Below are 16228 nucleotides of genomic sequence, written 5' to 3' on the forward strand. Positions count from 1 at the left end.
CATGCTAAAAACTTACTTTATATCCATTGGTGTTTTTATACTATCGGGATGTACAGCACAGCCTAAGTCTGTCATTTTGAATCCAACTTACTCAGCTCAGGCAGTCAGCCATTTCAATACGCACATAAACGCACGAGTCTCTGATCATCGAACAACCAATTTTGTCATTAAAGTGCTCAATCAAGAGCCAGCTGTTTATTTACCTGATGCCAGTTTACCAATAAAAATAGAACGTATTTTTTTTGATGCTTTACGCAGTAATGGTGCAACGCTTGATACCACAGAAAACAAAAAAGTAGCTCTACAAATCAATACCTTTTATAGCAAGATTACTGAAAGCATTACCCAACATGAAAGTAACGCAACCGCTGATTTTCAGATCTTTGCATCACACAATGAACGTACTTTTGAAAAACGTTACACCGGCACATCACAATTGAAAGGGCCTTTAAAACACGAACAAGCAAAAGTGGAAGGCCAATTGAATAACTTGACGCAGAAAATAATCACTCGCATTGTATCTGATCAAGAACTTATCAATTTTTTACAAGGACAATAATATGAATCGAGTAATCATTGCTTGCGCCATTTTTATTTTTTCAAACCTATCTTTTGCTGCAAATAAGGAAGGCCGCTTTGTACAAAAAGACAACTTATTCCCTAGAGTTGAAATCACAACGAGCTTAGGGGTAATCACTCTTGAGTTAGATAGATCTAGAGCACCGATTACCGTGAATAACTTTCTCACCTACGTTGTTAATGGTGACTATAAAGGCTCTGTATTTCATCGTGTTGAACGTGATGAGGCCAATGAACAAGACTTTGTCATTCAAGGTGGTGGCTATGACAAAGAGTACGATGGCATGTTTGAACGCCCTCCTATATTCAATGAAAGTGGTAACGGCATGAAAAACGACATATACAGTGTCGCTATGGCATATCAAGATAGCAAGCCGCATTCTGGAACAAGACAATTCTTTTTTAATATGGATAACAATAAACACTTGAATCCGGGACGTGATTGGGGTTTTGCTGTATTTGGTAATGTGATTGAAGGGTACGAAACACTTGATAAAATAATGCAGGTAGAAACGGGGTTCAATGAGAAACTGGGCTATACATTTATTCCAAAGAAACCAGTTATTATATACGATGTGGCAATCTTAAAAGCGATAGAACTCTAATTTAAAAGAAGCATAAAACATGATCCTCAAAGCGAGTTTAAGTGACTACTTAAGTTATTATAAAGATCGACGTTTGATTACTATTTTCATGCTAGGGATCAGCAGTGGCTTCCCTTGGGTTCTGATCGGTTCAGTCATGTCCGCATGGCTAAAAGACGAAGGTTTAAGCCGAAGTATGATCGGTCTATTTGGGATTGTATTTGGTGCGTACACCATTAACTTTCTATGGTCTCCTTTGCTCGATCGTGTCAAGCTCCCCTTTCTAACGACACAATTAGGTCAACGCCGAAGTTGGATTGCCTTATGCCAAGTTATTACCGCACTGGCCACCATCGCAATGTCATATATTGTTATAAAAGATAACTTGTTCAGTGCCGCCCTATTGTGTTTTTTAATAGCAGCAGCATCTGCTACACATGACATCGCTATAGACGCATATAGAATTGACATATTACCTGAAAATGAGAGTGAAAAAGCCACCGCAGCTGCTGCAATGGCCACCTCTGGTTGGTGGACAGGATATGCTTTACTGGGCGCTATTCCATTTTTCCTTGCTGACTCTCCCTATTTTGATTGGCCAAAAATTTACTTACTGCTTGGCATTATTATGGGCTTATTAGTGTTGGTTACACTGTTTGCAAAAGAACCTAGCTCACAAAGAGATCATGTTCATAAACAGTTGGAATTGGCATATCAAGCAAGACTTGGCAACTCACAAAGTGTATTTAATCGAGTATTCGCTTGGTTTGCGGTGACATTGGTCGAGCCCTTTAGAAGCTTTTTTACCAAAAATGGTGTTAAAACAGCGCTCGCTTTATTGTTATTCATATTCTTATTTAAAATAGGTGAGTCATTTTTAGCGAGAATGTCCATCGTCTTTTATAAAGAGATTGGTTTCAGCAACACCCAAATTGGTCAATACTCAAAACTGGGGACGGGTGTCATTACCATTATTTTTGCATTTTTAGGCAGTATTTTTAATCATAAATACGGTATTGTAAAAGGGTTATTCATCAGTGGGATCGCAATGGCAGCATCCAACTTAATGTTCTCATGGATTGCCATAGCAGGCCCCCAAGAACATCTTTATGCGATGGCAGTTGTCATCGATGGTTTTACACAAGCTTGGTCATTAGTCGCAATGGTTGCATTCATTTCTATGCTATGTGACCGTGCATTTAGCGCAACACATTATGCCTTATTAGCATCGCTTGGGAGTTTAGGACGAACGGTGATGTCGAGTTATAGCGGCGTAGTCATTGATGATTGGTTGCATGGTAATTGGGCTATCTTCTTTGCTATTACTGCATTAATGGTATTACCGTCGCTATTATTGCTTTATATAATACGTAATAAATTGTTTCAGATCGAAATGTCTTATCATGCATCAAAAAATAGGTAAGAATGAGAGAGTTGAGGTGCAGTTCCTTGCACCCTCTTACGCTATGTTAAATGTTAGTCTTCTTCTTTAACTAAGTTCAACCCTTCATAAGGGTCAACTTCTAATGCTTCGCAGTAGCGTAAAAACTCTATCACATCAAGGCGACGTTCTTGGTTTTCAATTTTACCAATAAAAGAATGTGGCGTACCCAGAACTTGAGCTAAGCTACGCATTGTATGGCCTTTTTCGTGACGCTTCGATTTTAACCACTTAGTTAACTTACCGTTTTCTTCAGAAGAAACAGTTTTACCCATCATATTAAACATCTCCTACTCGATGATTTCTTTAATTAATACCAATATGAAATTTGCCCGTCTCACATCAGCGGTGTACTGTATACCATAGGCTTGATACGAAAATCTATCATTTGTTCCTATGTACCAAATTAGGTATAGACTATATTTCTGTTAACACCTAATTAAAATTTAACTTTTTACCGACTTTTTATCCAAGCGTTAACAGGCATTAACTTTAACAAATTTTTTATAAAATGCACCAGAAAATGAAATAATTTATTTTTACTTTTAAAACAATTACTTACAAAATCAGATTAAGGAATAAATTGATGATAGAGAATTATTTATGATTAGACTACTGTTTTTAATACCTATTTTATTATGTGCTGGTTGGTTTTGGTTTTTAAGAAGCAACCATATTCCTCTGAAAAAAGGAAGGCGAGGATTTATCTACATACTAACATTTAGCACTTTTGTATTAGCATTCTTTGCATTAATGATCTACGTGACAAAAAAATAAAAAAGCCACGTATTAACGTGGCTTCTTCTCTAACTTAGAAAAGCTAAACACTAAAACTCGCACCGCAACCGCATGTTGTAGTTGCATTTGGGTTACTCACAAAAAAGCGTGCTCCCTCTAAGCCCTCTGTGTAATCCACTACACCATCAATTAAATATTGAATACTCATGGGATCAACAACCATAACCACACCATTTTTCTCAATTTCTAAATCACCTGGATTGGCTTTTTCATCAAAAGTAAATCCATATTGAAAGCCAGAGCAACCGCCTCCTGTTACATAAACACGCAGTTTTAACTCAGGATTCTCTTCTTCTTCGATTAACTCTTTTACGCGATGTGCCGCAGCATCACTAAATTGAATTGGTAACTGTTCAGACATACTATTCGACCCTTGTACATTTTATAGCTGGATTATCTAATACCCGAGTATTTTAATCAAGTATAGTCATCGTACCTTAATTGATTAAAATTACACCACATCAATGTAGACTCAAAGGCAATGTCTAGCTTAAGTCTTAAGGTGAATATTTATAACAAGCATAATATATAAATTCCCCCTCAAAATTTGGGTTTGCCACTAAGACGAAGTGACATTTTTTTGATAGACTTAAGTCTTTAATATGACATGGAATTAAGATATGTCGCTGGATACATTACGGCGTAGGTTAGCCAAACCCAAAACATCTGTACAACTGTGTTTACTCGGCGTATGTGCTGGTTTAATTGCGGCTATTCTGATCATCTTATTTCGTCTGACCATCATATTCATACAGTCTACTTTCTTAGACTCCCCAGATCACTTCTCGCAACTCCCTGAATTTCAACGCGTTGCACTACCGGTGTTTGCTGCATTACTCATTGCTTTGTTTGCTAATTTGACTGGCTTTAGACATTACCGGCTAGGTATTCCTTTCGTGATACACCGTATTAAACATCACTATGGACAAATGCCAATTTGGAACACAGCAAATCAATTTTTTGGCGGTGCCGTCGCACTTATTAGTGGATTTTCTGTTGGTCGTGAAGGCCCTTCCGTTCATATGGGAGCCACTGGTGCAAGTATTTTAGCTGAACGACTGCATTTACCAATGAATGCATCTCGTACCCTTGCGGGGTGTGGTGTAGCAGCGGGTATTGCCGCATCATTTAATACGCCACTTGCTGCTGTAATTTTTGTCATGGAAGTCGTTTTAAGGGAATACAAAATACATATTTTCGTACCCATTATGCTCGCGGCTGTCACAGGCGCCTTAGCCACTCAGTTTGTATTTGGCGCCAGCTCTGAGTTGGCGCTTATCAACATCACGCCATTGAGCTTTTGGCACTATCCCTATTTAATTATATGTGGTGTAATACTTGGTGCTGTAGCCTTTAGTTTCAATCAAAACCTCATGCTCATAATAAAAACATTTAAACCTCTAAGCATGTTACCAAGGTTACTTTTAGCAGGGTTAATTGCTGGCCTTATTGGTTATATGGTCCCCCAAGCCATGGGCTCTGGGATGAGTGCTATTACCATTGCTGTTGATGCACCTGAGAATATTCAGCTACTCACAACCATACTCATCGCCAAATTACTTGCAACATTATTTGCTATTGGGCTGGGCATACCAGGGGGATTAATCGGCCCTGTCATAGGGCTTGGCGTTGTCATGGGGACTTTGATGTCGTTTTTTGCACAATTTATTACTCCAGGTGTCGATGTCAGTGGCACATATGGCGTTTTAGGCATGGCTGGACTATTAGCTGCCACATTACACGCGCCATTGGCCGCTTTAACCGCGGTGATGGAGTTAACATCAAGCCATGAAATCATTGTACCAGCCATGCTGGTGATTTCCGCCGCCTATGTCACTGCACTACAAGTGTTTGGCAATCGCTCCATCTTTTTACAGCAGCTTGACTTCCAAGGCTTACCGTATCAAGTTTCACCTGCCAGTGAAGCACTACAAAAAGTCGGAATTATGGATGACATGGATGAGCACTTTAAATTACTCTACTCTGATGACAAAGATCAGATAAAAGAAACGCTTGGCGCAGTAAATAGTCAAACCCCTCTCATTGTATTTGATGAAGAAAATGGTTACCGGTTAGCTGAGTACGACCTCAATCTAATGAGCGACCAAAACATGAATATCTCTTACATTCCTCTGCAAGGGTTAAGCAGTCAAGCGACGTTATCAGATGCATTTGATGTCCTAAAAGACAAACGCAGTGGCGCTGTATACATTTATAACCAAAAAGACAATCGACAAATTATGGGGATATTACGATGGGATCATATCCGCCATATTTTAACCACTCGAAACAGCTTACTTTAAATTTGAGGGCACAATGAGCTTACTTTTGACTTATAAGGCACTACACCTTTTTTTCATGATCGCATGGTTTGCAGGTATTTTTTATCTACCGAGATTGTTTGTGTATCACGCTATGACACAAGAGAAGTCATGCAGCGCTATGCTCAAAATAATGGAACGTCGCCTCTTATTTTTTGTGACACCGTTCGCCATACTGACGCTCGTTTTTGGCGTACTCACCATTGTTGAATACGGACGAGAATGGTTTCGTCATAGCATGTGGTTACATTACAAATTGGTCTTTGTGATCGTGCTATACCTTTACCATGGTCTGTGCTTTAAGTTACTCGCAGACTTTAAACATGATAGGAATAAACGTAGCGATCGCTTTTATCGCTATTTTAACGAGTTCCCTGTGCTCATGTTACTTGCGATTGTATTACTCGCAGTACTCAAACCAAGCCTTTAATTATGTTACAATGGCGCGCCAAATAACCATGCGACTGCATGCCCGTTATCATGGTGGTTTGCTGTGCCGCAAGCCCGTTGTCAATCTGTGATTAGGAACCACCCCATGTTAAGTTTCCAAGGTGAAAACATTCTTTCCGTGAATCAATTGGATCGAGAAGCAATTGAACATATTTTTGCTGTCGCAAAACAAATGGAACCTTATGCCAAAAAGCATAAGCGAACGCGTGTTTTAGAGGGCGCTATATTAGCCAACCTATTCTTTGAGCCAAGTACTCGTACCCGAGTGAGCTTTGGTACTGCATTTAACTTACTCGGTGGCATTGTCCGAGAGACAACAGGCATGCAAAGCTCTGCATTGGCAAAGGGTGAGTCTTTATACGACACTGCTCGTGTGATATCTGCTTACGCCGATGCCGTTGCAATGCGTCATCCTGACGCCGGTTCAGTGTCAGAATTTGCAACAGGTTCAGACGTCCCCGTAATTAATGGTGGTGATGGCCCCAATGAGCACCCAACCCAAGCATTATTAGACTTACTAACTATCGATAGAGAGCTTGGACGTTTTGAGCGTGGTATTGATGGGATGCATATTGCGTTAGTGGGGGACTTAAAATACGGTCGTACCGTACACTCCTTATCAAAATTATTATGTCATTATAAAGATATCCACTTTAGCATGGTTGCTCCAGATGGATTGCAAATGCCCGATTACATTTTAGATAGTGTCAGTAATGCAGGTCATAAAATAGAAATCGTGTCAAAAATGGAAGGTAACTTAGCTGCTGATATCGTCTATCAAACGCGTATTCAAGAAGAACGCTTTCCTTCTCAAGAAGAAGCAAACAAATACCGCGGTGGCTTTAGGATCAGCCAGGCCATTTATAACGCGCACTGTAAACCTAACTCAGTATTAATGCACCCACTGCCGCGTGATAGCCGCAGTGATGCAAATGAGTTAGACAACGATCTCAATAATAACGACAACCTCGCTATATTCCGTCAAGTACAAAACGGTGTCTTGATCAGAATGGCGTTGTTTGCGTTAACGCTCGGTGTTGAAAACCAAATTACCAAGTATGAAGCCGATGTACCTTGGTTTAGCCGCAAGCGTAATAGTTAAATAATAGGAACTCAAAATGACCATTAGCCAAGATTTATTTTCCCGTGCACAAGCTTCTATTCCTGGCGGTGTAAATTCACCTGTGCGTGCATTTAATGGCGTAGGTGGTACGCCTTTATTTATTACCAAAGCCGAAGGCCCGTTTACATTTGATGCTGACGGTAATCGTTACATCGATTATGTAGGTTCATGGGGACCCATGATTTTGGGACACAACCACCCTGAAATTAAACGCTCAGTACTGGAAGCGATCGAAAACGGTTTAAGTTATGGTGCGCCGACTGAAACCGAAATACTCATGGCCGAAAAAGTAAAAGCGCTTGTACCATCTATTGAAAAAGTTCGTATGGTAAGTTCTGGTACCGAAGCTACCATGAGTGCGATCCGCCTTGCTAGAGGGTACACACAACGTGATAAAATCTTAAAGTTTGAAGGTTGCTATCATGGCCACGCAGATTCTTTACTTGTTAAGGCTGGATCTGGCGCTTTGACAATGGGAGTACCCAATTCACCAGGTATACCTGAGGACTTTGCTAAACATACACTTACGGTCTCTTTTAATGACTTAGAAGAAGTAAAAGCCATTTTTTCTGAATATAAAGATGAAATCGCGTGTATCATTGTGGAGCCTGTCGCAGGTAATATGAACTGCATTCCACCACAAGCTGGCTTTTTAGAAGGCTTACGTGAGGTATGTGATACCCACGGTGCGGTATTGATCTTTGATGAAGTTATGACCGGGTTCCGTGTCGCACTCGGGGGTGCGCAAGCATATTACAACATCAAGCCTGATTTAACTTGCCTAGGAAAAGTGATTGGTGGCGGTATGCCAGTAGGTGCTTTTGGTGGTAAACAGGCAATTATGGATTATATTGCCCCAGTCGGCCCCGTGTATCAAGCCGGTACGTTGTCTGGTAACCCTATCGCGATGGCTGCAGGTCTAAAAGCGCTGGAGCTATTATCTGTAGATGGCTTGCATGACGAGCTAGAAGCGAAAAGTAAAGCGTTATGCGAGGGTTTTCAGCAAGCTGCTGATGCCGCAGGTATTCCACTCACAACAAACTTTGCAGGTGGTATGTATGGCTTTTTCTTTACCGAGGCGGAAACTGTCACGAGCTATCAACAGGCGACACAGTGTGATCTAGAGCGCTTTAAACAATTCTTTCATCTAATGCTTGAAGAAGGCGTGTATTTAGCACCTTCAGCGTTTGAAGCTGGCTTTGTAAGTACAATGCATTCAGATGAAGATATTAAAAATACCATTTCAGCAGCTGAACGCGTATTTGCAAAACTCTAACTGTGCACGACTTAAAGTCGTAATAAATCACTAAATTAAAGCCCATTAGGGCTTTTTTTATGTCTACTTACTTTATTTTGAACTAATATAAACATTTACACGGTCTACTATTCTCGAATATTTTTAACATTCAAAAGTGAACAATATGCAAGGATTAAGAACGCTCAGCGCGCCTGCAACACAATTTATGGCGCAATTAAAATATAAAACAAAAATTAGCTTAGTTTTCGGTATTTTGCTGGTTCCATTGAGTTTAAGCCTATTCTTTTTGACAAATATATTGTCAGACTCAATTCGGGTCAGTAAAGAACAACAACATGGTTTAAGCATTTACCCCAAATTGCTCTCAAATATAATGCAAGAGCGTACTGAAAATAACCGACGCGTTGCCACTGCGGCTGGCTTTAAAATTGCAGCTCAAGAAAATTCATCGGTTTTAGAGCTCGTATCAATCCAGTCAAAATTGGCAATTGATGATAATTTAACTCGCTCGTATATAAATAGAACTTTAGTTGAATCAACGCCTCGATTACTGTCACAAATTAATGCAGTAGCAGAGCAAGCAAACAAAGTCATCAGCGCAGGACGATTCACTCCTGATAGTTTTATTGCACTATCGAATCTCAATAAAGGGCTCCCCACCTTTAATGAACAATTACAAAGTAAATTACAAGTTGCACTGCGAGCGATGCCAAGCACAAGAACAATATTACAACGACATATTGATGCTCTTGAGAAAAGCTTAGATGAATATAAAGCCGCTGTGACAGATAAACTCCTAGAACCAGATGATTTACAATTATCTCAAAATCAGTTTAGGCGCTTTCATCAAACCGTTCTTGATGATGTCAGCTCACTCGTTAACTCAGCAACACCTCAGTTAAAAGAATTACTCACGCACAAGCTCGATCAACAGCGAATGATACGAAACACCGTTGCTGTTGCTGCGCTAGTTAGCTTATTAATGGCTGTTTACTTAATGCTTGGTTTTTATTTTGCTGTTTCCGATAGCATTTCTAATTTTTCCCACACAGCAGCCAGAGCAGCCAATGGTGATTTAAGCGCGAAAGCAACAGCTCATGGTAAAGATGAAATGTCTATCATCGTAGAACAATACAATAAAGTGATTGATGCGTTTGTACATATACTAGAAGATGTTAATACTACCAGCAGTGATTTACATACAGCCACAAACCAGCTAAGCCAAATCAGTCAAGATACCCGTGATGATGTGGACCAACAGCAAAATAAGATCCAAACAATTCACGGAGCACTAAGTGAAATGGCGCACTCTGCTGATTCTGTTGAAACATCGGCACTACATGCAACCGAATTAGCCTCAACCGCAGCCCAACATGTCAAACAAGGGACAAAGAATACGACTGAATTGGCGCAACATATGACTGAACTACAACAAGAGTTTGAAGAAAGTCGCGGAGCACTCGATAAGCTCGCACAAGATAGTCAAAACATAAGTAAAGTCAGCGCTGCAATTAGCGAAATAGCTGAGCAAACAAATTTACTGGCATTGAATGCAGCCATTGAAGCAGCACGAGCAGGTGAACAAGGCCGTGGATTTGCAGTTGTCGCTGATGAGGTACGTACACTTGCCAAGCGAACACAACAACAAACTGAAGAGATCCACAGCATTATTAGCTCCCTACAAAGTGCTTCTAACGACACGCAAAGTAAAATGCGCAACAGTGTTGAAAAAATGGAACTTGGTGTGAGCGCTGCTAACCAAACTAATCAAGTCCTGCAAGCTGCTGAGCAGAGCATGATAGATATAGATAAACAAGGTCATTTAATTTCTGATCTAGTTAAACAACAATCCAACGCGACCCAACAAGCGCTTGCTGATTCTAGTGAAATTAGTAGCTTAGCGGAGCATACACTTACTTCTGCAGAAGCAACACAAGATGGCGCACACAAATTATCGACCATGGCAACTCACTTGCAAAGTGCTATGAGCCAATTTAAAACATAAGCACATTTATTTAGCCCAACAGAGCTAACACTTAGGTCTTGGCTCAAATTCACTCACTCGCACCGGTAACTGAATGACTTTCCCACAACTTGGCGGTGCTTGTTTCCCTGTCTGTTCATTGACAAAAGCCCAACGTATATCACTTGGTCGATTGTCAGCAATGGCTTGTGGGTTAAGCGGTTTTAAATAACGTATATACAATTCAAGTGCACCACTGGCTCCCGTTAAACCTGTTGGTCGGTTATCATCTCGGCCTAACCACGTCACTGTCACTGTATTATGGTCAAATCCAGCAAACCAACTGTCTCGCAAGTCATTGCTTGTACCTGTTTTCCCCGCAAGTTGAATGGAAGGGAAATGCGCGTTGAGGCGTCGAGCCGTGCCATCTTTTGTCACTCTCTTCAGACCATACTTCGTCATATAACTCGCATCATCAGAAAAACGTTTCTCGGCATCTACTTGATGTTCATAAATCACTTTACCTAATGCATTCGTCATCGCCGAGATACTGGTTAACTTGCTATATTCGCCATTACGGGCAAGCGTGCTATATATTTGTGCTACATCAAAGCTTGATAACTCTAGGGCACCCAATAGCAAAGACGGATACCGGCTAACATGACCTTCAAAGCCGAGTTTTGTAAGTGAGTTCGCCACATTATGAACGCCAATATCAAGTCCTAAATTAACAACGGGGATATTGATACTACGACTAAATGCTCTAAACAGCGGCATACTACCACGAAATTTATGATCGAAATTCTCAGGTGTCCACGTATCCCCGGCTTCATCTGTGACTTGTAATGGCGCATCCTCTAATAAGGTACCTAAGTTGTACTGGGGTTGTTCTAATGCCGTTAAGTAGACAGCAGGCTTCACCAGCGAACCAATATTTCGTTTAGTGTCTAAAACCCGATTAAAGCCACTAAAACGCACGTCTCGACCCGCAGCAAGAGCTGATACACCGCCCTTCTCTACATTAACTGCCACCATAGCCGTTTCAAGTTGCTTTGTTTTAAAACGTCGCTCTAAATAAGGCAAACCTTCACGAATAGCATCTTCCATTGCGGTTTGTTTTTGTAGATCAAAATAAGTAAAGATCCGCACTCCAGCATGAATAATTTCTTGGTTTGGAAGTAACCTTTTGAGCTCTCGATCCACTAACTCTAAATAACCAGGGTAGCTTTTGTGCAAACTATTTTTTAACGATTGAATCTTTATTGGCCTGGCGAGTGCCGCTCGAAATTCATTTGTCGTGATATGGCCTGATTCAACCAGCAAACGCAGCACTAAATCTCTACGTTCTCGAACCCTTTCAGGGTAACGTCTTGGATTATAATATGAAGGTCCTTTCACCATCGCAATCAATAAGGCTATTTGATCAAACTCAAGTTCATCTACTGGTTTAGCAAAGTAAAACTCCGCCGCCAACCCCATACCATGAACGCCTTGGTTATATGCTTGACCTAAATATACTTCATTTAAATACGCCTCTAAAATTTCATCTTTGCTGTAGCGATAATCTAAGATCAGCGCAATAAAAGCCTCATTGATTTTGCGGATTATCGAGCGCTCTCGAGTTAAGTAAAAATTTTTAGCTAACTGCTGCGTTAACGTACTGCCCCCTTGTACCGTCCGGCCAACTTTAATATTGGTATAAAATGCCCGCATAATAGACCACAATGACACACCGTGATGCTCATAAAAGTCTCGGTCTTCGACTACAAGTAATGCTTGCTTCAATATATTTGGGAACTTATCTAAAGGAACAAACTCTCGATCTTGATTACTTTCATTACCAATGCGCGCTATTTGAACTGGCTCTAATCTGGCCGATTTCACTCTACGACCATCTTGACCAACAATACTCGCAAGCTTTTTACCTGCAAAGTTTAAAGTAAATATTTGTGCTTGCTCAGCACCATCATGGAAGTTAAACGTTCGTCGATGTACTTTAATCGTGCGGCCTTGTTGCACATACTGTCCAGTTCGATTGAGTCGATTAACATGCGAATAGTTAAGGCGCTTTAATTCCCATAAAACTTCGTCCTCTGATAAGTATTGGTCGGGATAAAACGTCATTGAACGCGCATAAACCTGCACCGGCAATTGCCATTTGTTCCCCTCGAACTGACGTGTAATCTTGGCATCTAAATACACGACATAAAACGCAACTATCACAATACACGCCAAACTGCCTTTCCAAACTAGATTCCAGATTGTTTTCAGAATGCGCTGTTTAATACGCTGTAATGTTGAGTGTTTAGAGGGCATTTTTGCCGCTTTTTTTCGAGGCTTTGCTTTTGTCGTTTTTACGTTTCTTTTACTGGGTGATTTAACTGTTTTATCAGTGCTTTTTTTAGAACCCGCGCTTTTTTCTGCCATGCCTACCGTACTAGAGGGAGCGTTAAATAGTGGATAAGCCTAGAGTACCTCAGATTAACCTGACCTGAAAGACACTGCGGGCCTAAAAGGCCCGTTATCTTGAGATACCGTGATGCAAGTTACTGTGAGCGAACACTCACAAACTCTGGGTAGGCGTCAATACCACAGTCATGCTGATCCATTCCATTGATTTCTTCTTCCTCTCCAACACGAATTCCTATCGTGCTCTTTAGTAAAGCCCATACTAAATACGACACAATAAATACAAACCCTAAAATACTTATTAAGCCAATAAACTGAATTCCAAACGTCGCATCTGAATTAGAAAGAGGAACTAACATAATACCTAACATGCCACATGTACCATGAACTGATATTGCACCAACAGGGTCGTCTACTTTTGCCTTATCTAAAAACACAATACTGAATACCACTAATGAACCACCCAATGCGCCTAACAGACAAGCCAGTAAAGGGGTCGGCGATGCTGGCTCGGCGGTAATAACAACCAAACCTGCCAAGGCACCATTTAACACCATCGTTAGGTCCGCTTTTCGCCATAATGCCTTACACACTAGTAGTGCTGCAATCGCGCCAGTTGCAGCAGCTGCATTTGTATTAAGCAAAATTTGGCTAACCGCAATCGCATTATTTTTATCTGCGATGAATAACTGTGAGCCACCATTAAAACCAAACCAACCCATCCATAAAATAAAGGTACCCAATGTTGCTAGTGGCATATTTGAGCCCGGTATAGGGTAAATCTCACCGTTTTTACCATATTTACCTTTTCTTGCGCCTAACAATAATACCCCCGCTAATGCAGCTGCTGCTCCGGCTCCATGAACAATAGCCGAGCCAGCAAAATCTACGAACCCTAAGTTAGATAAAAACCCTCCCCCCCAAGTCCAATAGCCTTCAACTGGATAGATAAAGCCTGTCAGCACCACCGTAAATGCAAGAAATGCCCATAATTTCATACGTTCAGCAACAGCACCCGATACAATAGACATCGCGGTCGCAACAAACACCACCTGAAAAAAGAAGTCGGCCTCTAAAGCATGATCTGCTTCAGCGCTCGCAGCACCAATTAAAGCACCAAAGCTAGGCACTACCCCACCCTCCGTGTTACCGACATACATAATATTGTACCCAATCAATAAAAACATGGTGCATGCTATGGCATATAATGCAATATTCTTGGTCAAGATCTCTGTGGTGTTCTTAGAGCGGACTAAGCCAGCTTCGAGCATGGCAAAGCCAGCAGCCATCCACATCACCAGTACCCCTGAAATTAAAAAGTAAAATGTATTTAGCGAAAATTTAAGTTCTATAATTGCGTTTTCCATAGTTTGGTCCTCAAATAGCTTCTTCGTCTAATTCACCAGTACGGATCCGCACAATCTGATCTAGTTCGTATACAAATATTTTTCCATCACCTATTTTCCCTGTATGAGCAGCCCGTGTAAGTACATCAACAACACGTTGTGTATTTTCGCTGTGTGTTGCAATCTCTAGTTTAATTTTAGGAATAAAATCAACCTGATATTCAGCACCTCGATAGAGCTCAGTATGTCCTCGCTGTCGGCCAAAGCCTTTTACATCAATGACAGTCATCCCTTCCACCCCCAGATCTGCCAGCGCTTCTCGTACTTCATCCAATTTAAATGGTTTTATTATTGCACTTATCATTTTCATTGTTAGTCCCCTTAGGACAGGCTTATCCTGTAGTGACAACAATCCAACCTTCATGCCAATAATTTTTTGTTTTTTATTTCATTAAGTTAACTATCGAGGGAATATGATTTGCATAAAAAATGCACCAGTAAGGTGCATTATTAAGATCGCTGGGCTGAACTGGTGCGTACAGATTAACTGTTCACTACAACACAATTACGCTGCTGGGCCTTAGCTTGATACAAGGCTTTATCCGCAGCACGCATGATTTGGCTTAATGAGCCATAATTACAAAAAGCCAAACCTATACTGACAGTACAAAATAGGGTTTCATCATTAATGTCAAACTCTGTTTTTGCCAACCTATGACGAAAATCATTCATCGCTTGCTCTGCAACTTGCATATTATTCCCAGGTAAAACAACAGCAAACTCCTCGCCACCAATTCGCGCCACCGTACAATGGTTAAATGCACTTTTTAATAAGTCTGCAACTTGAGTTAAAATTGAATCTCCGCCCTCATGACCATATTTATCATTAATGCTTTTAAATAAGTCTAAATCAAGTAACGCTAAAATATATTGCTCAGGTTTAGATTTAAATAACTTTTCCGCTTGTTGACAAAAGAACCGACGGTTATAAAGCCCTGTTAAATAATCACGGTGTGCATATTCTTTTATCTCAGCAATTAAATTTAGCTGCTCCATTGTTTGCATAATGCGGCAATGGAACTCTTCATTCATAAAAGGTTTTGCTAAGAAATCATTAGCACCAAATTTAATAAATTTAGCCGAGAGACCATGACTGCCCGCACCTGATAAACCGATTATGGCCAATTCATCACGTCCACGGCTATTACGAATAGCTTTCACTAATTCAAAACCATCCATCGTTGGCATCGCATAATCCGTAAGCAGTAACTTAATGTCATAGTCTTCTTTAAGCATATGCAAAGCTTGCTCACCATCTTGTGCTTCGAGTACAGTAAACAGTTGCTTTTCCAGCATCTGCCTCATAACTGCCCGGCTGATCATTGAATCATCTGCGACCAACGCCTTGCATCCTTGATTACGTAACAAGCGCGAAACCAGTTTAACGGCGTAAAGGTATGAGTCTCGGTTATCTTTGATTACATAATCAACCACACCCAGTTCTAGCATTTGTTGGCGACTATATTCGTCAATTTTAGACGTTAAAACCACGGTAGGTACATTTTGTCTTAATGTCAGTTGAACAACCTCTCCATCCATCGCATCTGGTAATGTGAGATCCACTAACGCCAATGTATATTGATGTTGGTTTAAATATTCTTGGCTTTCTTTTAAAGACCAAGCAAAATCTATCTCAACCTCTAAATATAGGCTGGCCAAATGACGCAGAACTTGCTGCACCACTTTACTGTCTTCAACAATTAACACTCTTTGCATGGGAATGAGGCTCTATTACTACTAAGAGAAACTTAACGGATCAAGAATTTAAGAAAATAAATACTTTAATACGACATAATTAAGTCGTAAATATACGCGATTTTTGTTACAAAAAAAACCACAAATACGTTACAAACTACAATCAATTGAGCATTTTTAACTAGTCTTATTTTATTACTT

Annotated in this window: 14 protein-coding genes; 8 read left to right on the plus strand and 6 right to left on the minus strand. The window is 40.5% G+C overall.

Translation table 11 applies throughout. From position 1 onward, the window contains the following. Position 1 precedes the first annotated feature (1 nt). From J8M01_RS01005 to J8M01_RS01015, 3 genes are read left to right on the plus strand one after another with little or no spacing between them, the layout of a single operon-like run. A complete protein-coding gene (locus J8M01_RS01005) occupies positions 2-559 on the plus strand; it encodes a YajG family lipoprotein (RefSeq protein WP_192508771.1) in 558 nt (185 codons plus the stop codon). A 1-nt stretch (position 560) separates the two neighbouring features. Next, on the plus strand, positions 561-1184 hold the full coding sequence (locus J8M01_RS01010) for a peptidylprolyl isomerase (RefSeq protein WP_192508772.1): 624 nt from the start codon (positions 561-563) through the stop codon (positions 1182-1184). Positions 1185-1203: 19 nt separating this feature from the next. Further along, positions 1204-2586 carry an MFS transporter gene (locus tag J8M01_RS01015; protein ID WP_192508773.1) on the plus strand — a complete coding sequence of 461 codons (1383 nt, stop codon included), beginning with the start codon at positions 1204-1206 and terminating at the stop codon, positions 2584-2586. Between the two features lie 53 nt (positions 2587-2639). Here J8M01_RS01015 and J8M01_RS01020 read toward each other — a convergent pair whose 3' ends face one another. Both J8M01_RS01020 and erpA read right to left on the minus strand, forming a co-directional pair. Next, complete coding sequence (locus tag J8M01_RS01020; RefSeq protein ID WP_192508774.1) at positions 2640-2882, minus strand: helix-turn-helix transcriptional regulator; 243 nt, start codon at positions 2880-2882, stop codon at positions 2640-2642. Positions 2883-3424: 542 nt separating this feature from the next. Continuing rightward, positions 3425-3763, minus strand: coding sequence for an iron-sulfur cluster insertion protein ErpA (gene erpA / locus J8M01_RS01025; RefSeq protein ID WP_010362831.1), 339 nt, complete (start codon positions 3761-3763; stop codon positions 3425-3427). A gap of 259 nt (positions 3764-4022) precedes the next feature. Here erpA and J8M01_RS01030 point away from each other — a divergent pair, with 259 nt between their 5' ends. The 5 genes from J8M01_RS01030 (at position 4023) to J8M01_RS01050 (ending at position 10559) form a co-directional block, all read left to right on the plus strand. Further along, the gene (locus J8M01_RS01030) at positions 4023-5705 is read left to right on the plus strand and encodes a chloride channel protein (RefSeq protein WP_192508775.1); all 1683 of its coding nucleotides are present in this window, start codon (positions 4023-4025) and stop codon (positions 5703-5705) included. 13 nt (positions 5706-5718) lie between these two features. Beyond that, complete coding sequence (locus J8M01_RS01035; RefSeq protein ID WP_192508776.1) at positions 5719-6153, plus strand: CopD family protein; 435 nt, start codon at positions 5719-5721, stop codon at positions 6151-6153. Between the two features lie 105 nt (positions 6154-6258). Then, positions 6259-7275, plus strand: a complete 1017-nt coding sequence (locus J8M01_RS01040) for an aspartate carbamoyltransferase (RefSeq protein ID WP_192508777.1) — start codon at positions 6259-6261, stop codon at positions 7273-7275. Positions 7276-7291: 16 nt separating this feature from the next. After that, complete coding sequence (hemL, locus tag J8M01_RS01045; RefSeq protein WP_211056735.1) at positions 7292-8572, plus strand: glutamate-1-semialdehyde 2,1-aminomutase; 1281 nt, start codon at positions 7292-7294, stop codon at positions 8570-8572. 145 nt (positions 8573-8717) lie between these two features. After that, positions 8718-10559: a methyl-accepting chemotaxis protein gene (locus J8M01_RS01050; protein WP_192508779.1), complete on the plus strand. Its 1842-nt coding sequence runs from the start codon at positions 8718-8720 to the stop codon at positions 10557-10559. 24 nt (positions 10560-10583) lie between these two features. Here the strand turns inward: J8M01_RS01050 and mrcB are convergent, their stop codons facing one another. From mrcB to J8M01_RS01070, 4 genes are all read right to left on the minus strand, one after another. After that, on the minus strand, positions 10584-12944 hold the full coding sequence (gene mrcB, locus J8M01_RS01055) for a penicillin-binding protein 1B (RefSeq protein WP_211056736.1): 2361 nt from the start codon (positions 12942-12944) through the stop codon (positions 10584-10586). A 119-nt stretch (positions 12945-13063) separates the two neighbouring features. Next, positions 13064-14293 carry an ammonium transporter gene (locus J8M01_RS01060; RefSeq protein WP_211056737.1) on the minus strand — a complete coding sequence of 410 codons (1230 nt, stop codon included), beginning with the start codon at positions 14291-14293 and terminating at the stop codon, positions 13064-13066. Positions 14294-14303: 10 nt separating this feature from the next. Then, complete coding sequence (locus tag J8M01_RS01065) at positions 14304-14642, minus strand: P-II family nitrogen regulator (RefSeq protein ID WP_192508782.1); 339 nt, start codon at positions 14640-14642, stop codon at positions 14304-14306. A 173-nt stretch (positions 14643-14815) separates the two neighbouring features. After that, on the minus strand, positions 14816-16048 hold the full coding sequence (locus J8M01_RS01070) for a diguanylate cyclase (RefSeq protein ID WP_211056738.1): 1233 nt from the start codon (positions 16046-16048) through the stop codon (positions 14816-14818). Positions 16049-16228 lie beyond the last annotated feature (180 nt).

This window comes from Pseudoalteromonas sp. MMG005 (assembly GCF_018101015.1).
Classification (GTDB): domain Bacteria; phylum Pseudomonadota; class Gammaproteobacteria; order Enterobacterales; family Alteromonadaceae; genus Pseudoalteromonas; species Pseudoalteromonas aurantia.